Source organism: Micromonospora sp. NPDC093243 (assembly GCF_044753725.1).
Taxonomy (GTDB): Bacteria; Actinomycetota; Actinomycetes; order Mycobacteriales; family Micromonosporaceae; genus Micromonospora.
Genome location: NZ_JBIVNT010000005.1, coordinates 23,297 through 48,346, shown reverse-complemented (window position 1 = coordinate 48,346; position 25,050 = coordinate 23,297). Strand labels below are relative to the sequence as shown.

General features: G+C 75.3%; 17 protein-coding genes and 1 pseudogene. 11 read left to right on the top strand and 7 right to left on the bottom strand.

Translation table 11 applies throughout. From position 1 onward, the window contains the following. Positions 1-43: 43 nt before the first annotated feature. Together ACIP9D_RS17830 and ACIP9D_RS17825 are read left to right on the top strand one after the other, a co-directional pair. Complete coding sequence (locus ACIP9D_RS17830; protein WP_350872238.1) at positions 44-649, top strand: DUF3043 domain-containing protein; 606 nt, start codon at positions 44-46, stop codon at positions 647-649. A 155-nt stretch (positions 650-804) separates the two neighbouring features. Then, entirely contained in the window at positions 805-1,365 is a 561-nt protein-coding gene (locus ACIP9D_RS17825; protein WP_350872941.1) for a helix-turn-helix domain-containing protein, read from the top strand. Positions 1,366-1,372: 7 nt separating this feature from the next. Here the strand turns inward: ACIP9D_RS17825 and ACIP9D_RS17820 are convergent, their stop codons facing one another. From ACIP9D_RS17820 to ACIP9D_RS17810, 3 genes are read right to left on the bottom strand one after another with little or no spacing between them, the layout of a single operon-like run. Further along, positions 1,373-2,416: an ATP-binding cassette domain-containing protein gene (locus ACIP9D_RS17820; RefSeq protein ID WP_350872237.1), complete on the bottom strand. Its 1,044-nt coding sequence runs from the start codon at positions 2,414-2,416 to the stop codon at positions 1,373-1,375. After that, positions 2,413-3,228: an ABC-2 family transporter protein gene (locus tag ACIP9D_RS17815; RefSeq protein WP_350872235.1), complete on the bottom strand. Its 816-nt coding sequence runs from the start codon at positions 3,226-3,228 to the stop codon at positions 2,413-2,415. Before ACIP9D_RS17815 ends, ACIP9D_RS17820 begins: the two co-directional genes overlap by 4 nt. Continuing rightward, positions 3,221-4,072, bottom strand: coding sequence for an ABC transporter permease (locus ACIP9D_RS17810; protein ID WP_400450548.1), 852 nt, complete (start codon positions 4,070-4,072; stop codon positions 3,221-3,223). Before ACIP9D_RS17810 ends, ACIP9D_RS17815 begins: the two co-directional genes overlap by 8 nt. Positions 4,073-4,311: 239 nt before the next feature. Here ACIP9D_RS17810 and ACIP9D_RS17805 point away from each other — a divergent pair, with 239 nt between their 5' ends. Continuing rightward, on the top strand, positions 4,312-9,531 hold the full coding sequence (locus tag ACIP9D_RS17805; RefSeq protein WP_350872233.1) for a WG repeat-containing protein: 5,220 nt from the start codon (positions 4,312-4,314) through the stop codon (positions 9,529-9,531). Between the two features lie 99 nt (positions 9,532-9,630). After that, a complete protein-coding gene (locus ACIP9D_RS17800; RefSeq protein ID WP_350872232.1) occupies positions 9,631-10,629 on the top strand; it encodes an aldo/keto reductase family protein in 999 nt (332 codons plus the stop codon). Positions 10,630-10,744: 115 nt separating this feature from the next. Here the strand turns inward: ACIP9D_RS17800 and ACIP9D_RS17795 are convergent, their stop codons facing one another. Both ACIP9D_RS17795 and ACIP9D_RS17790 read right to left on the bottom strand, forming a co-directional pair. Next, complete coding sequence (locus ACIP9D_RS17795) at positions 10,745-11,542, bottom strand: site-2 protease family protein (RefSeq protein ID WP_350872230.1); 798 nt, start codon at positions 11,540-11,542, stop codon at positions 10,745-10,747. Next, positions 11,542-11,742 carry a hypothetical protein gene (locus ACIP9D_RS17790; protein ID WP_350872228.1) on the bottom strand — a complete coding sequence of 67 codons (201 nt, stop codon included), beginning with the start codon at positions 11,740-11,742 and terminating at the stop codon, positions 11,542-11,544. The genes ACIP9D_RS17795 and ACIP9D_RS17790 overlap by 1 nt, the downstream gene beginning before the upstream one ends. Positions 11,743-11,942: 200 nt before the next feature. On the opposite strand from ACIP9D_RS17790, the pseudogene ACIP9D_RS17785 reads away from it, so the two are divergent. The 4 genes and pseudogenes from ACIP9D_RS17785 to ACIP9D_RS17770 all read left to right on the top strand — a co-directional run. Beyond that, positions 11,943-13,202: pseudogene (locus ACIP9D_RS17785) on the top strand (serine/threonine-protein kinase); the annotation flags it as partial. A gap of 779 nt (positions 13,203-13,981) precedes the next feature. After that, positions 13,982-15,895, top strand: a complete 1,914-nt coding sequence (locus tag ACIP9D_RS17780) for a bifunctional adenosylcobinamide kinase/adenosylcobinamide-phosphate guanylyltransferase (RefSeq protein ID WP_350872226.1) — start codon at positions 13,982-13,984, stop codon at positions 15,893-15,895. Then, complete coding sequence (locus ACIP9D_RS17775; RefSeq protein WP_350872224.1) at positions 15,885-16,658, top strand: adenosylcobinamide-GDP ribazoletransferase; 774 nt, start codon at positions 15,885-15,887, stop codon at positions 16,656-16,658. The genes ACIP9D_RS17780 and ACIP9D_RS17775 overlap by 11 nt, the downstream gene beginning before the upstream one ends. 67 nt (positions 16,659-16,725) lie before the next feature. Continuing rightward, positions 16,726-18,021, top strand: a complete 1,296-nt coding sequence (locus ACIP9D_RS17770; RefSeq protein ID WP_350872222.1) for a DUF2314 domain-containing protein — start codon at positions 16,726-16,728, stop codon at positions 18,019-18,021. A 164-nt stretch (positions 18,022-18,185) separates the two neighbouring features. Here the strand turns inward: ACIP9D_RS17770 and gcvT are convergent, their stop codons facing one another. Further along, positions 18,186-19,352 carry a glycine cleavage system aminomethyltransferase GcvT gene (gene gcvT, locus ACIP9D_RS17765; RefSeq protein ID WP_350872220.1) on the bottom strand — a complete coding sequence of 389 codons (1,167 nt, stop codon included), beginning with the start codon at positions 19,350-19,352 and terminating at the stop codon, positions 18,186-18,188. A gap of 161 nt (positions 19,353-19,513) precedes the next feature. On the opposite strand from gcvT, the gene ACIP9D_RS17760 reads away from it, so the two are divergent. Then, positions 19,514-21,085 (top strand): leucyl aminopeptidase, encoded by a 1,572-nt coding sequence (locus ACIP9D_RS17760; RefSeq protein WP_350872219.1) that lies wholly within the window; start codon positions 19,514-19,516, stop codon positions 21,083-21,085. A gap of 56 nt (positions 21,086-21,141) precedes the next feature. Here ACIP9D_RS17760 and ACIP9D_RS17755 read toward each other — a convergent pair whose 3' ends face one another. Further along, positions 21,142-21,471 carry a hypothetical protein gene (locus ACIP9D_RS17755; RefSeq protein ID WP_350872218.1) on the bottom strand — a complete coding sequence of 110 codons (330 nt, stop codon included), beginning with the start codon at positions 21,469-21,471 and terminating at the stop codon, positions 21,142-21,144. A gap of 178 nt (positions 21,472-21,649) precedes the next feature. Here ACIP9D_RS17755 and lpdA point away from each other — a divergent pair, with 178 nt between their 5' ends. Both lpdA and sucB read left to right on the top strand, forming a co-directional pair. Further along, entirely contained in the window at positions 21,650-23,038 is a 1,389-nt protein-coding gene (gene lpdA, locus ACIP9D_RS17750; RefSeq protein WP_350872217.1) for a dihydrolipoyl dehydrogenase, read from the top strand. A gap of 73 nt (positions 23,039-23,111) precedes the next feature. Then, the gene (sucB, locus tag ACIP9D_RS17745) at positions 23,112-24,974 is read left to right on the top strand and encodes a 2-oxoglutarate dehydrogenase, E2 component, dihydrolipoamide succinyltransferase (RefSeq protein WP_350872215.1); all 1,863 of its coding nucleotides are present in this window, start codon (positions 23,112-23,114) and stop codon (positions 24,972-24,974) included. Positions 24,975-25,050 lie beyond the last annotated feature (76 nt).

Here is a 25,050-nt window from a genome sequence, read left to right as displayed (position 1 = left end):
CCGCGATGTGCACCGGGCGCCTTCGGTTGGCTACCCTTTCGACGTGCCGTCGCTGTTTCGCCGCAAGTCCGCCGACCTCGTAGACGAGGCTGTCACCTCCGTGACGCCCGACGAGGCGTCCACCGCTGAGCGTCCCCGGGCCTACACCCCGGCCAAGGGGCGTGAGACCCCGAAGCGGCCGACCGTCGGGCGGCGTCCCGGTGGCGGCGCCCCCAGCAAGCCGCTGACCAAGGAGGAGGCGCGGGAGCGCCGCCGGCAGCTGCGCGCCGAGTCGGCGGCCGAGTTCCGCCGCGAGGGCGGCCCGCGCGACCGCGGCCCCGAGCGGCTGCTGGCCCGCAACGTGGTGGATTCCCGGCGTACGGTCGGCACCTGGTTCTTCGGCGGCGCGCTGATCGTGCTGATCGGGTCGAACGCGGCGATGCCGCCGGAGGTCCGGCTCGTCTCCAACCTGCTCTGGGGCGCGTTGGCCCTCGGCGTGGTGGTCGACTCGATCCTGATCTCCCGCAAGATCGGCAAGCTGGTCCGCCAGCGGTTCCCCAAGACCGACCAGCGGATGGGCTCGCTCTACCTCTACGCGATCATGCGGTCGATCACCTTCCGCCGGATGCGTACCCCGGCGCCGCAGGTCAAGATCGGCGACAAGGTCTGACCCGCGGGCGGCGGTGACGGTCACCGGCCGCCGCGGTAGCGGTCGCGGCGTTGTCGCGAAGCCTCCCGGCCGCTGGCGTTCGCTGTAGCGTACGAATGGTCCACCTGGTGAACCTGGTCGACTCGTTCGTCACACCGAACACCGACGGAGTGCAGATGGCCGCCGACTCGGCTCCCCCGCTGGCCACCATCGCCGCCGCGCTGCGCCGGGAACGGGAACGGGTCGGCATCCCGCTCAGCGAGCTGGCCAAGCGGGCCGGGATCGCCGAGTCCGCCCTCGCCCAGCTGGAGGCGGGGACCGGCGACCCGAGCGTGGAGACGCTCTGGGCGCTCGGCGCCGCACTCGACGTGCCGTTCAGCCGCCTGGTCGAGCCACCGCGGGCGGCCGTCCGGGTGATCCGGGCCGGTGACGGCCCCCGGGTGCGCTCCGAGCACGCCGACTTCGCCGGCACGCTGCTCAGCGCCGGCTCTGCGCACCTCCGCCGGGACATCTACCTCGTCGAGCTGGAGCCCGGCGCGGTCCGCACCGCGGACGCGCACACCCCTCGCAGCGTCGAGCACGTCGTGGTGGCGGCCGGCCGGCTCCGGGTCGGGCCCGAGGCGGATCTGGTCGAGCTGGGCCCGGGCGACTACGCGACCTTCCCCGGGGACGAGCCGCACAGGTACGAGGCGATGGTCCCCGGCACCTTCGCGGTGCTGGTGATGGAGCACCCCTGAGCCGCGCTCACCCCGTCGGGGCGGCCTCCGCGGCCGGGTCCGGCCCGGCCGGCGACGGCAATCGGGGCACCGAGCCGTCCGCCGAGGCCGGGCCGGCCGGTGCGCGGTAGAGGCGGGCCACCACCTCCTCGATGTCCGGTTCGACGACCGCGATGTCCCGCAGGCTGACCAGCCCGGCCAGGCCCGAGACCACCTCGGCGACCCCGGCGGACTCCAACGCGTACACCAGGCGGCGGCCGTCCGGGGCGACCTGGCGCAGCTGCGCGCCGGGCAGGGCCGGCGGCTCCGGCAGCCGGGCGTCCAGGTCGGCCACGACCAGCCGGCGGGAGCCGTACCGGCGGTGCAGCTCGGCGATCGAGCCGTCGTGCACCACCCGGCCGTGGTCGACCACGACCAGCCGCCGGCAGAGCCGCTCGATGTCCGCGAGGTCATGGGTGGTCAGCACCAGGGTGGTGTCGCCGGCCCGGCCCAGCTCACCGAGGAAACCCCGGACCGCCTGCCGGCTCACCACGTCCAGACCGATGGTCGGCTCGTCGAGGAAGAGCACCTCCGGACCGTGCAGCAGCGCGGCGGTCAGCTCGCCGCGCATCCGCTGGCCGAGGGAGAGCTGCCGGACGGGCACGTCCAGGAAGCCGTCCAGGTCGAGCAGGGCCCGGCAGCGGACCAACCGAGCGGCATGCTCGGCGGCGGGCACCCGGTAGATGTGCCGGAGCAGGCCGAAGGACTCCCGCAGCGGCAGGTCCCACCAGAGCTGCGAGCGCTGCCCGAAGACCACGCCGATGCGTCTCGCGAGCTGGATGCGCTGGGCCACCGGGCGCAGTCCGCAGACGCGTACCTCGCCGGCGGTGGGCATCAGCACGCCGGTGAGCATCTTCAGGGTGGTGGACTTGCCGGCGCCGTTCGGGCCGATGTAGCCGAGCATCTCGCCCCGCTCCACCCGCAGGTCGATCCCGTCGACCGCGGCCCGCACCTGGGTCTCCCGGCGCAGCCGGCCGGTCTTCACCCGTACCGTGAACTCCTTGCGCAATCCGCGCGTCTCAATTGCGGTCATGACCCCGTACTCCGGTAGTGGCGGATGCCGAAGCGCCAGGCCACGGCGGCGGCCGCGGCGGCGAGCAGAGCGACGCCCGGCGCGGCCCAGCCCGCCCAGGGCGGCAGGCCCAGCGGGTCGGCGCGGCCGAGCAGCGCCAGCGCCGGCTGGTAGCTGACGAAGGCGAAACCCAGGCCGTACGCGAAGAGCGCGCGGAACCAGCCGCCGTAGACGGTGACGGGGTACGACGTGAAGTCGCGCCCGCCGTAGGTGACCGAGTTGGCCAGCTCGCCCGACTCGATCCAGAAGAACGAGACGGTCGCGGTGGCCACGAAGACCGAGCCGAAGAAGACCGCACCGGCGACCGGGGCGAGGACCACCAGCAGCACCCGGCCCGGCGTCCAGTCGAGATCGGCCGAGGCGACCGCGACGATCCAGACGGTGAGCCCGAACAGCGCCCGGGAGACCTTGCGCAGCGGCAGGTCCATCAGGAGCAGCTGCGGCAGCGCACCGAGCGGCCGCAGCAGCACCGCGTCCAGCAGGCCGGTGCGCACGTAGCGGGGGATCCGCTCGATGTTGCCGACCAGCAGGTCGGCGGTGGCGAACGCGAACGCGGAGAGACCGACCATCAGCAACGCCTCGCGCAGGGTGAACCCGCCCAGCTCCCGGGTCACGCCGAAGATGACCAGCACGGTGGCCACGTCGAAGAGGGTGGCCCCGAGGTTGCCCACCAGGTCGATCGCGAACGAGGCCCGGTACGCGGTCTGCGACCGGGCCTGCGCGCCGAGCAGCGCCCGGTACGCGGTCAGCGTCCCGCCCCGCCGGTCAACCACCCTGCACCACCAGCCGGTGCTCGGCGCGGCGCTGCACGAGTCGGCAGACGGCCAGCAGCAGCGCGGCCCAGCCGACCTGGAGGGCGACCAGCCCCACCTGCACCGGGGTGGGGTCGCGCTCCACCAGCACGTCGAGCGGGGTCTGGAAGAGGCTGGGCAGCGGGGTGGCGATCCACAGTGGCAGGTAGAGCCACTCCGGCAGGAAGCGCAGCGGAAAGTAGAGCCCGGCCAGCACACCCGAGCCGAGCGTCCAGAGGATCATCGGCCCGCGGACGTCGTCCAGCCAGTAGGCGGTGGCGTTGACCAGGAACCGGCAGGCGAAGGAGAGCACCACCGCGACGCCGGCCGAGACGACGAAGAGCGGCGCGGTGGGCCAGCGGGCCGGCAGGTGCACGTCGAAGAAGAGCGGCCCGACCAGCACCGGCGGCAGCAGCCGAGCCACCGCCGCGTACCCGGCGCGGCCCAGGTCGGTGGCGAGGTAGGCGGTGACCGGGTGGACCGGCCGGAGCAGGTCGGTGACGACGTCGCCGGTGCGGATCCGGTCGGCCAGCTCCGTCCAGCCCCAGAGCAGGACCACGGCGAGCAGCCCCTGCCCGACCCAGACGAAGGTGGCCAGCTGCGCCCGGTCGTACCCGGCCACCTCGCCGGCCGCGCCGGCCACGGCGAGCAGCAGATAGCAGCGCAGGAAGCCGAACACCGAGTTGGTGACGATCCCGGCCAGCGCCGCCTGGCGATAGGTGGAGTATCGTCGGAAGCCGGATGCGGCTATAGACCCAAATGTCCGAAACCATCGGATAACGTTTGAGGTGGTGGACGGTGCCACAGTGGCGGTGACCGAGCCCACGCCGATACCCTCCATCCGCAGCCACGCCCTGCCGGAATGGGCGACTCTACCGGCGGGTCGGGTGCCCAGCGCGACAATTGGCAACGAGGTGACAACGCCGTGAGCGAGCGGACGCGAGCCGGCCACCGGAGCGCGGTCGTCGGCGACCGGACGCCCGGCGGTCACCGCATCGCGGCCGCGCCCGCGGACCGTCAGGGGGACACCGGCACACGCCCCGTGCGTGACGACGGGCCCACCGGATGAGCAGCCGGTACGCCGACCGGTGGTCGGATCCGGCCGAACCGTCCTGGGTGGTCGAACCGACCCACGAGTGGCACCCCCAGTTCCCCGGCCAGCGCTACCCGGGCGACATCGGCGTGCAGCACGCACCGCCGCCCCGGGGACGGGCCGCCGTGGTCGGCCGGGCCGACGTGCCACCGCTCGCCCCGGCCCGTCCCGACGGCACCTACCTGGGCCGGTCCTGGGCGGATGACCCAGCACCCGAGGAGAGCTGGGACGGCGGCGGCCGGTACGACAGCCGCGAAGGACGACGGCACGACGACGAGCCGTACCGCCGCCCCCATGCCGAGCCGTCCTGGCCCGACGAGCGCCCGCCGGCCCGCCGACCCGCGGCGGACGGTCGTACCGAGTGGTCCGACCGTCGCTCCCGCAGTGAGGAGCGCCACGGCCGGGACAACGGCTGGCACCGCGAGCCGCCGGAGCACGACCGCCACGAGACCCGCCCGTCCCGGTCCGAGCCGGTCGGGCGCAGCCACCCGTACGCCCCGCCGGTCTCCCCCGCGCCCCGCCACGACTCGGACCGGATGCCGGAACCGGAGGAGGAGCAGCCCCGCCGCCGCGACGGCGCCGAACGCCCGGCCGCCGGCCCCGACCGCCGAGGGGCCGAGGGCAACGGCCGCACCCGCTACCCGTGGGGGCACAACGCCGAGCGGGAGCGCCAGCCCGACGGCCGTCACCCGGACGACCGCTACGCCGACGGAGGCCGGGACCGCTCCGGCCCGCGCGCCGCCGCCGGGCAGCCGCGATACGACGACCGGCCCTACCGCCCCGACCGCGACCCCGCCGGACCCCGGCAGGGCGACGACCGGCCGCGCCGCCCGGAGCCGGACCGCACCGGGCGCTCCCGGTACGAGGACGACCGGGCCCACCAGCCCGACCACCATGGACGCCCGCGCTACGAGCTGGACCCACGCCACGAAACCGAGCGGCGGCACGAGCCCGAACGGCGCCACGCGGCCGAGCGCCGCCACGACGTCGAGCAGCGCCACGAGCCCGAGCCGCGCCGGCAGCAGCCGCCCGAGGCCGCCGGCCGCGCCGAGCCGTACGCCGAGCGCCGACCGCGCGGGGAGACCCGGCCGGAGGCGTACCGCGAACCACGGCCGCAGCCGGCCCCCGAGCACGACCGCGGCCTGCCCTGGCCCCCACCCGGCCCGGTGCGCCAGGACGGTGGCTGGCACTCCGGGCAGCGCGCCGAGCCCAGGCCGGAGCAGCGCCGGCCGGTCGAGCCCGGCGTGCCGCCACAGGCCCGGCCCGAGCCGCCCGGCCGGTACGACGAGCCGTACCGCGCGCCCGCACGCCCCGCCGGCCCGCCGAGTCGGGACATCCCCGTCTCGCCGGCCGCCGGCCCGGCACCGGTCTCCGGACCGCCGGTCTCCCCGGCTCCGGGCCGACCCACGCCCGTCTCCGGACCGCCCGTCTCCCCGGCTCCGGGCCGACCCACGCCCGTCTCCGGACCGCCCGTCTCCCCCGCCCCCGGCCGACCCGCGCCCGTCGCCGGGCGACCCGACTCCCCGGCTCCCGGCCGGCCCGCGCCGCCGGTCCCGCCCGCCGGGGCCCACCCCCGCCCGGTGGGCCCGGTCGCGCCCGCCTCGGGCGACCGGCCCGATCAGCCTGGCCACCTGGGACGACCGGAAGCCGGCGGTCCACCATCGGGCCGCGCGGCCTCCCCGCCGTCGGCCGCGCCGGTCTCCCCGGCGTCGACCGGGCCCGTCTCCCCGGCGCCGGTCTCCGGAGCGGCCGGCCCGGTCCAGCAACCGCCCGCGGCGCCCGACGATTCGCCACCGGTCGGTGGCCCGCCGGCCGCCCGGCTCCGGCTGGAGTTCCTGCCGGCCGAGCCGGTGGCCGGACATCCGGCGGAGCCGGCCCACCCCGAACCGCCGTCCCGACCGGACGCTCCCCCGCCGCGCTATCCCGGGGCGGGCACCGTCGAACAGCGTCCTTCCGCGCGGCCCGCCCCGGGTTACCCGACCGAGGATTCCGCCCCGGTCTCGCCGAGCGGCCACCGGTTCGCGCCGCCGCCGCCCGCACACCACGGCGGCGACCGCCCGGCCCCGAGCCGGTGGGAGGACCGCCCAATCTCGGCGGCGCCGCACGACCGCCCAGCCCCGACCCGGTCCGACGACGGCCCGGTCTCCGCGCCGCCGAGCTACCGCCGGCCGGTCTCCGCCCCGCCGGCCGACGTGTCCGCCCGGCCCACGTCGGAGACTCCGGCGCCGCCGGCCCCCGGCATGCCCCGGGTGTACGTCCCACCGCCCCCGTCGGCGCCGCCCGCGCCGGCCGTCCCGGCCGAGGCCGAACCGACCACGGGCACCGCCACCAGTGGACCGGACGCCTGGTTCCAGCCCAACCGCCCCGAGCCGGACGAGTCCGACCAGGACAGCACCGGCGGCGAGGCGCAGACCGACCTGACCGCCGCCCCGCAGTCGGCGAGCCCCGACGACTCCAGCGCGGTCGCCGAGCCCGCAGGCGGGGCGGACGCCCCGACGGGGGCGGCCGCCGACCCGACGCCGGCAGCGTCCGCGCGCCCGGTCTCGCCGGCGCACCCGGCACCGCCCGCGCAGGAACCGCCGGCATCTGCCGACGCCATGTCGACGCCATCGGCCCATCCGGCCTCGCCGCCACCGGCCTTCCCGACCTCGCCACCACCGGCGCCACCGGCCTTCCCGACCTCGCCGCCACCGGCATTCGCGTCCTCGCCGCCACCGGCATTCGCGTCCTCGCCGCCACCGGCCTTCCCGACCTCGCCGGCACCGGCATTCGCGTCCTCGCCGCCACCGGCCTTCGCGTCCTCGCCGGCACCGGCCGATCCGGCGTCGACCGACTCGGACCGCACGCCGCACGCCGACGCGACACCGTCGGCCCGGCCGGTGTCCGCGCCGCCGGCCGGTCCGACGCCGTCCGCCGACGCCGCGCCCGCGCTCGCCGCCCCGGACGGCACTTCGGTGCCACTCCCGGTCTCCGCGCCGCCCGACGTCGCGCCCGGCGACACCCCGCCGGCACCACCCGTTCCGACCGGCAGCCCCGCACCGGACGCCGAGCCCGGCACGGGAGCGTCGGCCACCACCGCCGCACCCGCTGCCCTCAACCGCCCGGTCTCCGTACCCCCGGCCCACCCGGTCTCCGCACCGCCCGCCGCGCCGGTCTCCGCGGTCCCGGCCCACCCGGTCTCCGCACCGCACGCCGCCGCCTCGCTGCCGGCCGAGGCCGACGAGCCGTCGGCCGCCTCCTCGGCGCTCCCGGCCGCGCCGGCGGGCGTCGACGTGCCCGACGGTGAACGGCCAGCACCCGGCACCGGATCGCCGGAGCTGGTCGACTCCGACCGGTCCGCCTCGCCGGTGGCACCGGTATCACCCCCGGCCTCGTCGTCCGGGGTGGACACCGCCGCGAGCCCGATCTCCGCGCCGCCGGCCGGACCCGCCTCCGCGCCACCCGCGCCCGCCGTGGTCCCGCAGCCCGCGATGCCCGTCTCGGCCCCGCCGTTCTCCGCCGCCGTGGCCCACCCGGTCTCCGCGCCGCCCGCAGGCCCTGTCTCCGGGCCGCCCGCCGCGCCCACCTCCGCGCCGCCCGCCCCGGCCCGGCCCGCCGAATGGTCACCGGCCTCGGCCGAGGCCGGATCCGGCGCCATACCGGTGTCCGCACCACCCGCCGTCGCCACGCCGGTCTCCGCACCGCCCGCGGGGCCGGTGTCAGCGCCGCCCGCCGACCCGGTCTCCGCGCCACCCATCAGTTCGGTCTCGGCGCCACCCGCCACGCCGGTCTCGGCGCCACCCATCAGTTCGGTCTCGGCGCCACCCGCCGCGCCGGTCTCCGCGCCGGTCTCAGCGCCACCCGCCGCGTCGGTCTCGGCGCCACCCGTGGCGCCGCCGGCGCGGAGCGCGGCCGAACAGGGCGACCCCGAGCAGGTGCTGGCGAGCTACCGGTGGCGACTGGATCCCGGAACGCTGCGCGAGGTGCCGGAGGAGCCGGACGAGCTGCGGACGATCCGGCGGCGGCTGACCGAGAAGCTCGGCTCGGCCGTCGACAACAAGGCCCGCGCCCGGCTGCTCAGCCTGCGCGCGGTGGTCTCCCGGATCCTCGGTGACCTGGACGACGCGCTGGCCGACGGTCGGCTGGCCCTCACCTACGCGGAGGCGACCGGCGAGCTGCGCCGCACCGCGCTCGCCCAGGCCCGGCTGGCGCACGTGCTGCGCTGGCGCGGTGACTTCGCCGAAGCGGACCAACTCTTCGCGCGGGCCAACTCCGCCGAGCTACCCGACCGGCTCCGGGCCGCGCTCTACGAGCACTCCGGCCGGTCCTGCTACGACCAGGGCCGGTACATGGAGGCCTGCCAGCACTTCGAGCGGGCGCTCGACCTGCGCGGCGCCGGGGACGCCGAGCTGCTGGACCGGGTCCGGCTCGGCCTGGACGCAATCGCCGAACGGGCCGCGGAGCGCGGCTTCGGGCCGTACCCGCGCGGCGAGAACGAGGTGCTGGAGCGCGGCGTACCCCCGGTGCCGGCGCGCGACGGCGTGCTCTGGGGTTTCGCGGACCCCCACGGTGACCTGGTGATCCCGGCCCGGTACGCGGAGGCGCAGCCGTTCCGGGAGGGGCTGGCCTGGGTCCGCCGCCCGGAGACCGATCGCTGGTCGCTGATCGCGCTCACCGGCACCACGGTGATCGAGCCGGCATACCTCGCGGCCCGGCCCTTCTCCGACGGCCTGGCCTGGGTGGTCCGGGACGGCAACGCCGGTTGGCAGGCCATCGATCCCACCGGCGACGTGGTGGTCCCACCCGGCTTCGCCGACGTACGCCCGTTCCGCAAGGGCGTGGCCGCGGTACGCCGGGAGGGCTGGGGCGCGGTCGACCGGACCGGCCGGATCGTGGTGTCGACCCGCTACCACGGGCTGCGCACCGAGCTGGCCGACGGCCGGCACGTCGACGGCTTCACCGACGAGGGCCTGGCCGTGGTGGAGGTGAATGGCCGCCTTGGCGTGGTGGACCGCGGCGGCGCGCTGATCGTCCCGCCGGTGCATCCGGCGCTCGCCATCCACCCGGTCGCCTTCCTGGTCGGCACCGGCACCGGGCGATGGGGTGCGCTCGACCGGCGCGGCGAGCCGCTGATCGACCCGGTGCACCACAACCGCGACGGCGTCGTCGAAGAGATCAACCGGCTGCTCACCGACACCAACCCGGTGCTCTAGGCGCCCTCCCGGGCCCTGCGTGGGGCCGCTCCGCGAGCCCGCACACACCGCGGGCCGGCCGCGCAGAGGCCGGCACGGCACGGGGATAGGGTCGGGTTCATGGAATTCCGTCACCTGGGCCGTTCCGGCCTGATGGTCAGCGAGATCTCGTACGGCAACTGGATCACCCACGGTTCGCAGGTCGAGGAGGACGCGGCGTTCGCCTGTGTGCGGGCCGCCCTCGACTCCGGCATCACCACCTTCGACACCGCCGACGTCTACGCGGGCACCCGCGCCGAGGACGTGCTCGGTCGCGCGCTCGCCGACGAGCGGCGTGAGGGGCTGGAGATCTTCACCAAGGTGTACTGGCCCACCGGGCCCGGCCGCAACGACCGCGGCCTGTCCCGCAAGCACATCATGGAGTCGATCAACGGCTCACTGCGCCGGCTGCGCACCGACTACGTGGACCTCTACCAGGCCCACCGGTACGACTACAGCACGCCGCTGGAGGAGACGATGGAGGCGTTCGCCGACGTCGTGCACTCCGGCAAGGCGCACTACATCGGCGTCTCCGAGTGGAAGGCGTCGCAGATCCGCGAGGCCCACCAGCTGGCCCGGGAACTGCGCATCCCGCTGGTCTCCAACCAGCCGCAGTACTCGATGCTCTGGCGGGTCATCGAGGGCGAGGTGGTGCCCACCAGCGAGGAGCTGGGCGTCGGGCAGATCGTCTGGTCGCCGATGGCGCAGGGCGTGCTCTCCGGCAAGTACCAGCCGGGCCAGCCGCCGCCGGCCGGCTCGCGCGCCACGGACGAGAAGTCCGGCGCCGGTTTCATCGCCCGGTTCATGACCGACGAGGTGCTCAGCCGGGTGCAGCGGCTCCGGCCGCTGGCCGAGCAGGCCGGGCTGACCATGCCTCAGCTGGCCATCGCCTGGGTGCTGCAGAACCCGAACGTCTCCTCGGCGATCATCGGCGCGTCCCGCCCGGAGCAGGTGCGGGACAACGTCGCGGCGGCCGGGGTGAAGCTCGACGCCGAGTTGCTCAAGGCGATCGACGAGATCGTCGACCCGATCACCGAGCGCGACCCGGCGAAGACCGAGAGCCCGGCGCAGCGTCCGTAACACCCGCCCGGTCCGGCCGGCGCCCGCGCGCCCGGCCGGACCGGGACCGGTCGATCCCCGCTGACCCGTCCCGGCCAGATCGGGACCGGGCGACCCCGTCGGCGCGGGCGCCGGGTCAGCCGCGCCAGAAGCGGATCAGGTCGAACCCGGCGGCGTAGAGCCAGGACGGCAGGCCGAGCACGTCGCCGACGGCGAAGACCCCGCCGAAGAACCAGCCGCTGATCCGCGGGTTCCACAGCAGCGCGAAGAGCAGGATGAAGCCGTACGGGGCGAACAGGTCGTACATCTTGCGCCACTGCGGATTCAGCCACGGCTGGATCATGTTGCCTCCGTCCAGCCCCGGCACCGGCAACAGGTTGAGCACGCTCGCGGTGAGCTGGAGGAAGGCCAGCAGCGCCACCCCGGCCCAGAACTCGACCGACCCGCCGACACCGATGCCGACCCGCAGGGCCAGCACGAGCAGCAGGGTGAAGAGCACGTTGGTGGCCGGGCCGGCGAGGCTGACCAGGGTGTGCCGCAGCCGCCCCGGGATCGCGTGCCGGTCCACCCAGACCGCGCCGCCGGGCAGGCCGATGCCGCCGAGGAGCACCACCAGCACCGGCAGCGCGATGGAGAGCAGCGGATGGCTGTACTTCAGCGGGTTGAGGGTCAGGTAGCCACGGTGCGCCACGCTCCGGTCGCCGGCCCGGAACGCCACCACCGCGTGGGCGTACTCGTGCAGGCAGAGCGAGACCAGCCAGCCGGAGACCACGAACCCGAAGACGTCCAGCCGGACGTTGCCGATTTCGTTCCAGGCCAGCACGCCGGTGGTCACGAAGAGCGCGACCAGGGCCAGGAAGATCGGGCTGGGCCGCAACGCCGCCCGGGGCACGCCGAGCACCAACGGCTCACCGCCCGGGCGGTCGTAGCCCATCACTCGGCCGCGGGCAGCAGGCTCATCCGGTACTCGACCCGATCGTCCTCGACGAGCGCGACCGAGGTGACGCCGGACGCCGCGAGCTCCCGCCAGGCCTGACCGATCCAGGATTCGGCGTCGGCCTGGCTGCCGAACGACTCCGTCGGTCCCTGCACCGACTGGCCGTCCGTGCCCTCGTACCGCCAGCTCCACGCCATGCCGCGTCTCCCCTCGCCGCCGAAGTCCCCGTGGGACGAACCCTCGCCAGCGTAGTCGGCCCGACGCGCGACGGCCGCGCGCTCGGCACCTGTGAGCGCGAGGAGTGAGCTTGCGAGCCCCGCAGTCGCGAACGAAAGGCAGACCTGCGGCGCCGCAAGGGGTGGATCGACGCGTCGGCGTCGGCCGGTACGGTGGCCCGGTGCTGACTCGGGGAGTGGTGCTCGGCGACCGGTACCGGCTGGACGAGCGGGTGGCGACGGGTGGGATGGGCGCGGTCTGGCGGTGCACCGACATCCTGCTGGAACGCGAGGTGGCGGTGAAGGTGCTGCTGCCGTCGCTGGTCGCCGACCCCGAGTTCACCACCCGGTTCCGGGCCGAGGCGCGGATGCTGGCCGCTCTGCGGCATCCCGGCGTGGTCGCGGTGCACGACGTCGGCCAGGCGGCCCTCGCCGACGGCAGCCGGGTCGACTACCTGGTGATGGAGTACGTCGACGGTGAGCCCCTGGTCGGCTGGATCGGCCAGGCCGGCCGGCTGGACCCGGCCTCCACCATGTCCGTGGTGGCGCAGGCCGCCGAGGCGCTGCACGCCGCGCATCTCGCCGGCATCGTGCACCGCGACGTGAAGCCGGGCAACCTGCTGGTCAAGCGCGACGGCCGGGTCGTGCTGGTGGACTTCGGCATCGCCCGGTCGAACGCCATGGCCAGCCTCACCGCGGCGAACATGGTGCTCGGCACCGCCTCGTACATGTCCCCCGAGCAGGCCACCGGGCAGCCCGTCTCCGCCGCCACCGACATGTACGCGCTCGGCGCGGTCGCGTACTACTGCCTGGCCGGGCAGCCGCCGTTCGTCGGCGCGAACCCGCTGGAGGTGGCGCTGCGGCACCAGCAGGATGAGCCGGCACCGCTGCCGCCGGGGACCCCGCCGGCGGTGGTCGAGTTGGTGACGCGGGCGATGGCGAAGCAGCCGGCGGACCGGTTCGGCAGCGCCGCCGAGATGGCCCGGGCGGCCGCCGAGGCACGCGACGCCACCCTGGCGACCATCCCGCTCTCCGCCCGGCCACCGTGGGCGCTGGCCGGCCCGGCACCCGCCGGTCCGCCCGTTCCACCGACGCCCCCATCGGCGACGCCGCCCGCGCCGACCCCACCGGCGTTGTCCGGCGGTGCGCCGACTCCGCCGACCGGCGGTGCGCCGATCAACCCCGCGGCCCCGTTCACACCGCCGACCGGCGCGCCGGTCACCCCGGCGATCCCGCTCACACCGCCGACCGGCGGACCGGTCACCCCGGCGACCCCGTTCACGCCGCCCGCAGTCCGGCCGGCCGGCGCGGCTCACCCGGCGGCCGGGCCCGGCGATCCCGGCCCGGCGTCGGTTTCCGCCGGTCAGCCGCCCGGCCCGTCTCGGCCGGGCGGGTACCAGGTCGGCGTCGCGTCGTGGCCGGAGCCGGTGGCGGCGGCGGACACCCGGGAGGAGCCGCAGCGGGTGGCACCGGCCCGTCGGCGGCCGGCCCTGCTGGTCGGCGCGGGCGCGGCCGTGCTCGTCGCCCTGGTCGCCACGGTGGTCGTGATCGCGCTGCGCCCGGAGGCCGGTGACGGCGGCGCGGAGCTGCCGCCCGCACTGAGCGCGGAGTCGGCGGACGTCCCGCAGGGGCAGCTCCCGGCGCCGGCCGCCACCACCCCGGGCCGGCGGCCCACGGCCACGCCGAGCGGCACCCGCTCGGCGCAGGCCGCACCGAGCGGCACCGCCGGCGATCCGGGCGCTCCGGCCGACGGTGCCGCGAGCACCGCGCCGACCGGGGGTGGCAGCGCCCGGCCGACACCCACCACGAGCAGCCCCAAGCCGAGCAAGCCCAACCCGTACACGGCGAAGCAGGTCTGTGGCAGCGGCTATCAGGTGATCGACTCGGCGACGCTCACCGGCGGCGACGGCAAGCGCAAGGGGCGGGTCTACCTGCTCTACCACTCCGGCAACGGCTACAACTGCACGGTGACCCTCAAGGACAGCGCGGTCGGCACCGCGACGGCTGCCTCGGCCTACCTGGAGGTGCAGGGGCGGACGCGCAGCACGGACAGCGGCTCCTTCGAGTACTACGCGGGGCCGGTCAAGGCCAGCGCCGCCGGGGCGTGCGTGAAGTGGGGCGGGTCGACCGGCGGAGCCAGCTATGCCAGCTCCTTCGAGCACTGCGACTGACCGCCCGGGCCGGCAGGCAACGGCACCCCTGGCGGCCTTAAGGTACGGGCATGTCGGTTGACGGGTGGAACACGCTCCTGGTGCTGGGTGGTATCCGGTCAGGCAAGTCCGAGTTCGCCGAGTCCCTGGTCAGCGAGGCGGCGGTGGTCCGGTATGTCGCCACCGCGCCCGAGGGGGACCCGGAGGACACCGAGTGGGCCGCCCGGCTGGCGGCACACCGCGAGCGGCGGCCGGGCAGCTGGACCACCGAGGAGACCGCGGGCGACCCGCGCCGGCTCGCGGACGTGATCGCCGCCGCCGAGCCGAACGAGACGCTGCTCGTCGACGACCTCGGCGGCTGGGTGACCGTGCTGCTCGACCCGGCGCACCAGCCGGCGGACGACACCGCGACCGTCGCCGAACTGGCCGCCGCGGTACGTGGCTGCGCGGCCCGGCTGGTGCTGGTCAGCCCGGAGGTCGGCCTGTCCCTGGTGCCGGTCACCCCGGTCGGCCGGGCCTTCACCGACGCGCTGGGCGCGACCAACCGAGCGGTCGCGGACGCCTGCGACGCGGTGGTCCTGGTGGTCGCCGGCCAGCCGTCCTGGCTCAAGCCGGCCGCGAACGCCGCGCCGGCCACCGCGGCGACACCGGTCGCCGTTCAGCCGGCCCTCGCCCCGCCTGCCGTCGCCCCGCCGGTCGCCGTCAACGGCACCGCCACGGAGCCGACACCGGAGCTTGTCCCGCTGCCGGAGGTGCTGACCCCGCCCCCGCCGATGCCCGCCGTCGCCGAGGGCGGCAGCGGATGGTCCGCGCCGACCATGGCGCTGCCGGTGGTCGCCACCGGGCTGGTCATCCAGCCCGGCATGGAATTGCCGATGCCCGACGAGTACGCCGGGCCGCAGGCGATCGAGCGACTGGCGACCCTCGACGTGCCCGGCGCCGGTCTGGGGGTGCTGGACCGGGTGGTCGGGTTCGCCGCCGCCACCCAGGGCACCCCGACCCCGGCCGCCTGGGGCGCCACCCGGGTGCTGCTGTTGCACGGCGACCACGCGGGCGGGGCCGCCGCCGGCACCATGCCCGGCGAGTCGGCGCGCCGCGCCCGGCAGGCTCGCGCCGGGCAGGGTGCGCTGGCCCGGATGGCCGCCGAGAGCGGCGCCAGCCTCCAGGTGGTGGACGCCCCGACCGCCGGCCCGATCGAGAATGAGCCGGCGCTCACCGGCGACCAGGTCGAGTCCGCGCTGCGCTACGGCTGGCGGCTGGCCGAGGAGGCCGCCGAGTCCGGCGTACAGCTGCTGGTGCTGGCGGCGTGCGGAGCCGGCACCGAGGCGGCGGCCGCCGCGGTGCTGGCCGCGACCGCCGGCGCGGAGCCGCCCGCGGTGCTCGGCCGGGTGGTCACCGACGCCGGCGAGATCGACGACGCGGCCTGGATGCGACGCTGCGCGGCGGTCCGCGACGCGCTGCACCGGACCCGCCGTTCGCCGCGCGGTGCCAAGGACGTGCTGGCCGAACTCGGCGGCGGCGACATCGCGGTCGCCACCGGCGTGCTGCTCGGCGCGACGGCCCGGCGGATCCCGGTGATGCTGGACGGACCGGTCGGGTTGGCCGCGGGCATGGTCAGCCGCGACCTGGCCGGGCAGGCCCGGCACTGGTGCCTGCTCGCCGACCACGGCGGGCAGCCGGCCGCTCGGCTGGCCGCGGACGTGCTCGGCCTGACCCCGGTGCTGGACCTGCGGTTGGATCTCGGTGAGGGTGCCAACGCGCTGGCCGCGCTGCCGCTGCTGCGCTCAGTGTTGTCGCTGGCCGCCTCGCTGCCGGTCCACCCGACGCTGGGCGGCGCGGCCGAGCCGGACGACGAGGAGACGGACGTCGAGGAGGACCCGGGCGCCGAGCCCGAGTTCACCGAGCCGGAGCCGGCCGGGCCGGGCCCGACCAGCACCGAGCCGGAGGAGCAGCCGGTGGATCCGTCGGGCTGGCGTGCCGGCTGAGCCGCGGCTCGTCGCGGGGGCGCGGCTGGCGCTCACCACGTTCAGCACGCTGCCGGTGCGCGCCGGCCGGATCGACCGGGCGGTCGCGGGCACCGCGATGGCGCTCGCCCCGGCGGTCGGCGCGTTGCTCGGCCTGCTCCTCGCCGGGGTGCTGCTGCTCCTGGCCGCGTTCGCCACGCCGCTGGTCGCCGCGGGTGTGACGGTCGGCGTCGGCGCGCTGCTCACCCGGGGGCTGCACCTCGACGGGCTGGCCGACACCGTGGACGCGCTCGGCTCCTACCGGAGCGGACCGGGCGCGTTGGAGATCATGAAGAAGCCGGACGTCGGCCCGTTCGGGGTGGTGGCGCTGGTGGTCGTCCTGCTGGTGCAGGCCGCCGCGCTCGCGGAGCTGGCCGGGCGGTCCTGGCCGGCGGGTCTGGCGGCGGTGGTCGCGGCGACCGCGGCCGGCCGGCTCGCGGTCACCCTGGCCTGCCGGCGGGGGGTTCCCGCGGCCCGGCCGGACGGGCTCGGCGCGCTGGTCGCCGGCACCGTCGGGCCGCTGGCCCCGGCGCTCGGCGCGGTCGCCGTCGCGCTGGTGGCCGTCGCCGCGGTGCCGGGCCGGCCGTGGCAGGGGCCGCTCGCCGTCGCCGCGGCCCTCGCCGTCGCGACGCTGCTGCTGGCACACGTGGTACGCCGGCTCGGCGGGATCACCGGCGACGTGCTCGGGGCGAACGTCGAGCTGGTCACCACGCTGGTCTACCTGGGTCTGGTGCTGTCCGGCTGAACAGGGTACGGCGCGCCGGGTAGCGTTCGGCTCGACAGCACCGGCGCCGCCAACCGGGGGAACGAGAATGCTCATCACGGACGACTTCCTGCCCGTACCGGTCCCGGAGTCGCTCAACGCGACCTACCTGGTGCCCGTCACGGGTCTGCCGCGGGTCAGCACGAAGAGTGCGGTGGCGGCGCTCTCCGGCCGGCTCGCCGAGCCGGTGTACGGGCTGGCCCGGCAGATGCTGGACAGCCCCCTGATGAGCGTGGACATTCGGCCGATCGGTGAGTTCCCCGAGCTGCCGCCGGACCTGCTCACCGCCTTCGGCGCCACGGAGGCGCAGCTGGACCGGCTCGCCGCGGCCAGCCATCTGGTGGTGGTGCAGGCCGAGTACCGGCCGGGCTGGCCGCCGGCGCACGAGTGGTCGGCGCGGGCGGTCGCGGCGGCGGTCGCCGACTCGGTCGGCGGCGACGTGGTGGACGTCTTCGGGCTGCAGTTCCTGGACCCGGCCGCGGCGCTCCGGTCGCTCCCGGACGAGCAGGGTCGAATCCGGCTGGTCGACTGGGTGCTGGTGCCCTACTCGTCGGACGCCGACGGGCTCTGGTTCACCACAAAGGGGCTGCGCCGGTTCGGGCTGCTGGAGTTGCAGACCCAGGGCGTGCCGGACCACCTGACCCGGGCGTGGGGCGCGGTGATGACCGGCGCGGCCCGGCGCCTGCTGCGGGACTGGACCGACGGGCTGGCCGGGGAGGAGGTGCCGGCGTTCGTGCAGCTGCCGGTGCTCGCCACGGTGACCGGGCACGACATCGCGGTGGCGTACGGGAACCCGGAGCAGCACGGCGCGACCGCCCCGGTGCTGCTGCGGCTGGAGTTGGACCCGGCGACCGACCCGGACGCCGACTCGTTCCTGAGCCTGCGCCCGCCCGCCGGGCACCCCGGGCCGGACGGCCGCTACTACGCCGCCGCCTGCGCCACCCTCTTCGCCGGGATCCAGCCGGACGTGCGGTACGCCCGCTCCGGGGACGCGATGAGCCGGGCGGTCGCCACCGCCCGGTCCGGTCTGGGCGACGTACGGGCCCGGTTCGTCGCCGGCCAACTGCCCCGCGAGGCGCAGCTGGTGGTGAAGTACGGCCTGCCCGGCGACGACGGACCCGAGTACGTCTGGGCCGGGGTCACCTCCTGGGACGCCGCGGAGCGGATCGTCGGCGTGAGCGCCAGCGACGCCGCCTCCGACCCGAGCGTGCGGATCGGCTCCCCGGTCGTGGTCGAGGCGACCGACGTCGTCGACTGGGCGGTGCTCGACGGCACCGGCGTCATCGAGGGCGGCTGGACCCAGGCCGTCCTGGACGCCGGCGAACGCCCAACCCCCAACCCCTAACCCCCCAACCCCCAGCCCCACCCCACCCCGCCAGCACCAGGTTGATCAAGAGATTCGCGTCACGGATCACCCCGATCCTGACGCGAATCTCTTGATCAACGGGCCGTCGGCAGCAACAGGCCGTCGGCAGCAACAGGCCGTGGGGTTGGGGGGTGGGGGTGGGGTTACTTGACGGAGGGGTGGACGAAGGGGGGTCGGGTGAGGCGCATCTGGGTGCGGCGGCCGCGGATGTCGACCTCGACCAGGTCCCCGTCGACCAGCCCGGCGGCGGTGTCCAGCAGGGCCAGCGCGATGCCCTGCTTGCGGGTCGGCGAGAAGGTGCCGCTGGTCACGGTGCCCACCGTGGTGTCACCGACGTACACGCTCATGCCGGGGCGCGGGATCGCCCGGTCGACCGCCTCCAGGCCGCGCAGCGTACGCCGGGGGCCGGCGGCCTTCTCCGCGCGCAGCGCGTCGCGGCCCCAGAACGCCGGCTTGTCCCAGCCGACCGCCCAGCCCGAGCGGGCCTGCACCGGGGTGATCTCCAACGACAGGTCCTGCCCGTGCAGCGGGTAGCCCATCTCGGTGCGCAGCGTGTCCCGCGCCGCGAGCCCGCACGGGCGCAGCGCGAACGCCTCGTCGGCGGAGAAGAGCGCGTCCCAGACCGTGGTGGCGTGCTCCGCCGGCACCACCAGCTCGTAGCCGAGCTCGCCGGTGTAGCCGGTACGGCAGACGGTCAGCTCCACCGGGGCGGCGCCGCCGTCGAGGGTGGCCCCGGAGAAGCCGTCGAGAGTCGCCGCGGAGAAGCTCATGTACTCGTGCCCGGTCGGCAGGCCGAGCGAGGCGAGCAGCTCGGCCGAGCGCGGGCCCTGCACGGCGAGCACCGCGTACGCCTCGTGCTCGTCGGTGACGGTGACCGACGACGGCGCGGCGGCGCGCAGCCGGCGGACCACCTCGGCGGTGTTCGCGGCGTTCGGGATCAGGAAGACGTGATCGTCGGCGTGCAGGTAGGCGATGATGTCGTCGACCACACCGCCGGTGGCGTCGTCGCAGCAGAGCGTGTACTGCGCCCGGCCGGGGCCGATCCGGCCCAGGTCGTTGCTGAGACAGGCGTTGACGAACTCGGCCGCGCCCGGGCCGGTCACCCGCGCCTTGCCCAGGTGCGACACGTCGAAGACGCCCACCCCCGTGCGTACCGCCGTGTGCTCGCGCAGGACGCCGCCACCGGCGTACTCCAGCGGCATCTCCCAGCCCCCGAACGGGGCGAACTTGGCGCCGGCGGCGGTGTGCCGCTCGTGCAGCGGGGAACGGCGCAGCCGGGTCGCGGCGGCGTCGGTGGTCACCTCGGTCATGGGTGGCAACTTACCGGGGGCGGACCCGCTGGTTAGCATCGGCGGGACCCGCCGGAGCCGTCGGCGGGACAGCCCCGACGTCCGGCGGGTAGGTTGCCGCCGAGACCTTCACCGCCGGTACGCGGCCTCGCGACCGGCCCGGCCCGCCCGGAGTAGCTTCAGTGACATCGCCCCGTACCACCCTCAGCCTGGTCGACACCGACCCCGCCGAGCTCGCCGTCGACGCCATCGTGATCGGCGTGCACAGCCAGACCGGAGAGCAGGTTGCCACCAGCGGCCTCGCCGGCACCCTGCTGCTCGCCAGCGGCGCGGAGAGCATCGCCGCCGCCTTCGACGGCAAGCTCACCGAGACACTGGCGCTGCTCGGCGCCACCGGTGGGCCGGGCGAGGTGACCAAGCTGGCCACGCTGGGCACGGTCACCGCTCCGGTGGTGGCCGTGGTCGGCCTGGGCCCCGAGCCGACCGGTGCCGCGCCGAACCCGGAGGCGCTGCGCCGGGCCGCCGGCTCGGCCGTCCGCGCCCTGGCCGGTGCGGCCCGGGTGGCGGTGGCCCTGCCGCTGCCGGACGACGCCGACGCCCCGGCCGCCCTGCGCGCGGTCGCGGAGGGCGCGCTGCTCGGCGGGTACCGGTTCGCCGGTTACAAGACCCGGCCGCAGCCGGCCCGCCGTGAGCCGGTGGCCGAGGTGCTGATCGCGGTGCCGGACGCCACCGACAGCACCGCCCAGGCCGAGGTCGCGCGCGCCCAGGCGGTGGCCGGTGCGGTCCGGCTCAGCCGCGACTGGGTGAACACCGCGCCGAACGAGCTGCGCCCGCCGGCCTTCGCCGACGTGGTGGCGGCCGCCGCGCGCGACGCCGGGCTCGGCGTCGAGGTGCTCGACGAGGCGGCCCTGGCGGCCGGTGGTTACGGCGGCATCGTCGCCGTCGGGCAGGGCTCGGAGGCCCCGCCGCGGCTGGTCAAGCTGACCTACACCCCCGAGGGTGGCGGCACCGGCAAGCGGGTGGCGCTGGTCGGCAAGGGCATCACCTTCGACACCGGCGGCATCTCGATCAAGCCGGCCCAGGGCATGTGGGAGATGAAGTCCGACATGGCCGGCGCCGCCGCGGTCGGCGCCGCCATGCTGGCGGTGGCCGCGCTCAAGCCGTCCGTCACGGTGACCGGTTACCTGCCGATGGCGGAGAACATGCCGTCGGGCACCTCGTACCGGCCCGGTGACGTGATCAGCATGTACAACGGCAAGAAGGTGGAGGTGCTCAACACCGACGCCGAGGGCCGGATGATCCTGGGCGACGCGATCGCCCGCGCCTGCGAGGACGGCTGCGACTACCTCTTCGAGACCTCGACCCTGACCGGCGGCCAGGTGATCTCGCTGGGTAAGCGGATCGCCGGCGTGATGGGCACCCCGGAACTCTGCGAGCGGGTGAAGGCCGCCGGCGAGGCCACCGGCGAGCCGGCGTGGCCGATGCCGCTGCCGGACGACGTGCGCAAGGGCATGGACTCCGAGGTCGCCGACATCTCCCAGGTCAACGCCGGAATGGACCGCGCCGGACACATGCTGCAGGGCGGGGTGTTCCTGCGCGAGTTCGTCACCGACGACGTGGCCTGGGCGCACATCGACATCGCCGGCCCGGGCTACCACTCGGGCGAGCCGACCGGCTACTGGACCAAGGGCGGCACGGGTGTCCCGGTCCGCACCCTGCTGCAGCTGGTGGACGACGTCGCCGCCAACGGCTGAGAAGGACGAGCACGACGAACGGGGCGCCCCAGCGGGGCGCCCCGTTCGTCGTCCGGTCAGTACTGGTCGGGGCGGCGCTTGCGGCGCTCGTTGAAGTCGCGCATCCGCTGCGGGTAGCCCATCAGGCGCACGTCGTAGATCGGGATCGCCATCCGGTACGCGAACCGCCGGGCCCCGTCCGGGCCGTCGATCCGGCGGCGGGTCCACTCGCCGTCGTCGGCGATGAGCATCACGGTGGTCTCGGTGACGGTGGTCCGGGGCTCGATGAACGCCTCCACCCCCCGCCGGGTCCGGACAAAGCCCTCAAGATGCTCCAGATCGGCCCGGTCGGCCGCCCGGTCACGGCTCACCACGCGCGCCTGCTTACGGCGCCGGAACAACCCCACGGAGCTCTCCCCCACATTCCGTCATCGAAGACGGTGCCAAGCGTACGTGTCGGGGACGTGTCGTTGGGCACCTCACTACGCGCCCTGTGCCCGGTGGTGACAAGATGACCGAGGTGGGGTGTGCCCGGCATTGCCCTGCCGTGACCCCCGATGCAGCGACGCGACCTGGGAGTTGGACGTGAGCGAGCCGAACGACGCAACCTTCGACATCGTCATCCTCGGAGGTGGCAGCGGCGGCTACGCGACCGCGCTGCGCGCCGCCCAACTGGATCTCTCCGTCGCGCTGATCGAAAAGGGCAAGCTCGGCGGCACCTGCCTGCACAACGGCTGCATCCCGACCAAGGCCCTGCTGCACGCCGCCGAGATCGCCGACCAGACCCGCGAGTCGGAGCAGTTCGGCGTCAAGGCCGAGCTGGTCGGCATCGACATGGCCGGCGTCAACTCGTACAAGGACGGCGTGATCGCGCGGCTCTACAAGGGCCTGCAGGGGATGCTCAAGAGCAACAAGGCGATCACCATCGTCGAGGGGCACGGCAAGCTGGTCGGCCCGAACGTCGTCGAGGTCGACGGCAAGCGCTACACCGGCCGCAACGTCGTGCTCGCGTCCGGCTCGTACGCCAAGAGCCTGCCCGGCCTGGACGTCGACGGCGAGCGGATCATCACCAGCGACCACGCGCTGACCATGGACCGGATCCCGGCCTCCGCGATCGTCCTCGGCGGCGGCGTGATCGGCGTCGAGTTCGCCAGCGTGTGGAAGTCCTTCGGGGTGGACGTGACCATCATCGAGGCGCTGCCCCGGCTGGTCGCGGCCGAGGACGAGGAGTCCTCGAAGGCGCTGGAGCGGGCGTTCCGCAAGCGGAAGATCAACTTCAAGGTCGGCAAGCCGTTCGAGAAGGTCGAGAAGACCGACAACGGCGTCAAGGTGACCATCGCCGGCGGCGAGATCGTCGAGGCCGAGCTGCTGCTGGTCGCCGTCGGCCGGGGCCCGACCACGGCCAACCTCGGCTACGAGGAGCAGGGCGTGAAGATGGACCGCGGCTACGTGCTGACCGACGACCGGCTGCGCACCAGCGTGCCGAACGTCTACGCGGTCGGCGACATCGTGCCCGGCCTCCAGCTCGCGCACCGCGGCTTCCAGCAGGGCATCTTCGTCGCCGAGGAGATCGCCGGGCAGAACCCGGCCGTGATCGACGAGGCCGGCATCCCGCGGGTCACCTACTGCGACCCGGAGCTGGCCTCCGTCGGCCTGACCGAGGCGAAGGCCAAGGAGCAGTACGGCGACAAGGTCAAGACCTACAACTACAACCTGGGCGGCAACGGCAAGAGCCAGATCCTCAAGACGGCCGGCTTCGTGAAGCTGGTCCGGGTCGAGGACGGCCCGGTGGTCGGCGTGCACATGGTCGGCGCCCGGGTCGGTGAGCTGATCGGTGAGGCGCAGCTCATCTACAACTGGGAGGCCTACCCGGCCGAGGTGGCGCAGCTCGTGCACGCCCACCCGACGCAGAACGAGGCCCTGGGCGAGGCGCACCTGGCCCTCGCCGGCAAGCCGCTGCACGCGCACGCCTGATCGAGAACTGATTCCGCGGCGTCCGGCGGCAGACGGGCGAGATCGCACCAGGGGAATGAAGGAGTCTTAGAAGATGCCGGTATCGGTCACCATGCCCCGGCTCGGCGAGAGCGTCACCGAGGGCACCGTCACGCGCTGGCTCAAGCAGGAGGGCGACACCGTCGAGGTCGACGAGCCCCTGCTCGAGGTGTCCACCGACAAGGTGGACACCGAGATCCCGTCGCCGGCAGCGGGCGTGCTGACCCGGATCGTGGTGGGCGAGGACGAGACCGCCGAGGTGGGCAGCGAGCTGGCCGTCATCGCCGGTGAGGGCGAGCAGGCCGGCGGCGGTGAGCCGCAGCAGCAGGCCCCGGCCGAGCAGCCGGTCGCCGCGCCGGCCCCGGAGCCGACGGCCGCCGCCGAGGGCACCGGCCCGGAGCCGGAGCAGGAGCAGGAGCAGGAGAAGCCGGCACCGCAGGCGCCGGCTCAGGCCGCGCCGTCCGGCGGCGGCACCCCGGTCACCATGCCGGCCCTGGGTGAGAGCGTCACCGAGGGTACGGTCACCCGCTGGCTGAAGCAGGTCGGCGAGACCGTCGAGGTCGACGAGGCGCTGCTCGAGGTCTCCACCGACAAGGTGGACACCGAGATCCCCTCGCCGGTCGCCGGCACCGTGCTGGAGATCAAGGTCGCCGAGGACGAGACCGCGGCGGTCGGCGCGGAGCTGGCCGTGATCGGTGCCGCCGGCGCGGCCCCGGCCGAGGCCAAGCCCGAGCCCGAGCCGCAGCCCCAGGCAAAGCCCGAGCCGCAGGCCAAGCCGGCCCCGCAGCCCGAGCCGAAGCCGGCTCCGGCCACCGAGCCGACCCCGGGCCTGTCCTACAACGAGCCGGCCCCGGAGGCGGAGACCTCGGCCCAGCCGGTGCAGGCGGAGCAGCGAGCGGTGCCGGCGGCGGCGACCCCGACCCCGCAGCGTCCGTCGGCTCCCGCACAGGGTGGCGGCGAGGAGGCCGCCGGCTACGTGACCCCGCTGGTCCGCAAGCTGGCCAGCGAGCACGGCGTCGACCTCTCCTCGGTCAACGGCACCGGCGTGGGCGGCCGCATCCGCAAGCAGGACGTGCTGGAGGCGGCGGAGAAGGCGAAGGCGGCCAAGGCCGCCCCGGCGCCGGCCCCGTCGGCCCCGTCCGCTCCTCCGGCGGCGCCGAGCAAGCCGGCCGCGAAGCCGCAGCCGAGCGCGAAGCGGGGCAGCACCGAGAAGCTTCCCCGGATCCGCGCGGCAATCGCCAAGCGGATGCAGGAGTCGCTGCACGAGATGGCGCAGCTCACCACGGTGATCGAGGTGGACGTCACCAAGGTCGCCAAGCTGCGGGCGCAGGCGAAGGACGCATTCCAGCAGCGGCACGGCGTGAAGCTCTCCTTCCTGCCGTTCTTCGCCCTGGCGGCGATCGAGGCGCTGCAGACCTACCCGATCGTCAACGCCCGGATGGACCTGGCCGGCGGGACGATCACCTACCCCGACGCCGAGCACCTGGGCATCGCGGTGGACACCGAGCGTGGGCTGCTGGTGCCGGTCATCCACAACGCGGGTGACCTCAACCTGGGCGGCATCGCCAAGCGGATCGCCGACCTGGCCGAGCGCACCCGGACCAACAAGATCAGCCCGGACGAGATCGCCGGGGCGACCTTCACGCTGACCAACACCGGCAGCCGGGGCGCCCTCTTCGACACCCCGATCGTGCCGTCGCCGCAGTCGGCGATGCTCGGCACCGGTGCCGTCGTGAAGCGCCCGGTCGTGGTGAACGACGCGGAGCTGGGCGAGGTCGTCGCCGTCCGGTCGATGGTCTACCTGGCGCTCTCCTACGACCACCGGCTGATCGACGGCGCCGACGCGGCGCGGTTCCTGGTCGCGGTCAAGGAGCGGCTGGAGGCCGGCAACTTCGAGGCGGAGCTGGGCCTGGCCTGATCCACCCAGTACGCGAAAAGTGCGCCCCCGGGGTGACCCGGGGCGCACTTTTTCGTCTCCACGAGGTGGCGAATGC

Coding starts and splice junctions, on each gene's coding strand:
- ACIP9D_RS17825 (WP_350872941.1), top strand. CDS start 805: ATGGCCGCCGACTCGGCTCCCCCGCTGGCCACCATCGCCGCCGCGCTG.
- ACIP9D_RS17820 (WP_350872237.1), bottom strand. CDS start 2,416: ATGACCGCAATTGAGACGCGCGGATTGCGCAAGGAGTTCACGGTACGG.
- ACIP9D_RS17805 (WP_350872233.1), top strand. CDS start 4,312: ATGAGCAGCCGGTACGCCGACCGGTGGTCGGATCCGGCCGAACCGTCC.
- ACIP9D_RS17800 (WP_350872232.1), top strand. CDS start 9,631: ATGGAATTCCGTCACCTGGGCCGTTCCGGCCTGATGGTCAGCGAGATC.
- ACIP9D_RS17795 (WP_350872230.1), bottom strand. CDS start 11,542: ATGGGCTACGACCGCCCGGGCGGTGAGCCGTTGGTGCTCGGCGTGCCC.
- ACIP9D_RS17790 (WP_350872228.1), bottom strand. CDS start 11,742: ATGGCGTGGAGCTGGCGGTACGAGGGCACGGACGGCCAGTCGGTGCAG.
- ACIP9D_RS17780 (WP_350872226.1), top strand. CDS start 13,982: ATGTCGGTTGACGGGTGGAACACGCTCCTGGTGCTGGGTGGTATCCGG.
- ACIP9D_RS17770 (WP_350872222.1), top strand. CDS start 16,726: ATGCTCATCACGGACGACTTCCTGCCCGTACCGGTCCCGGAGTCGCTC.
- gcvT (WP_350872220.1), bottom strand. CDS start 19,352: ATGACCGAGGTGACCACCGACGCCGCCGCGACCCGGCTGCGCCGTTCC.
- sucB (WP_350872215.1), top strand. CDS start 23,112: ATGCCGGTATCGGTCACCATGCCCCGGCTCGGCGAGAGCGTCACCGAG.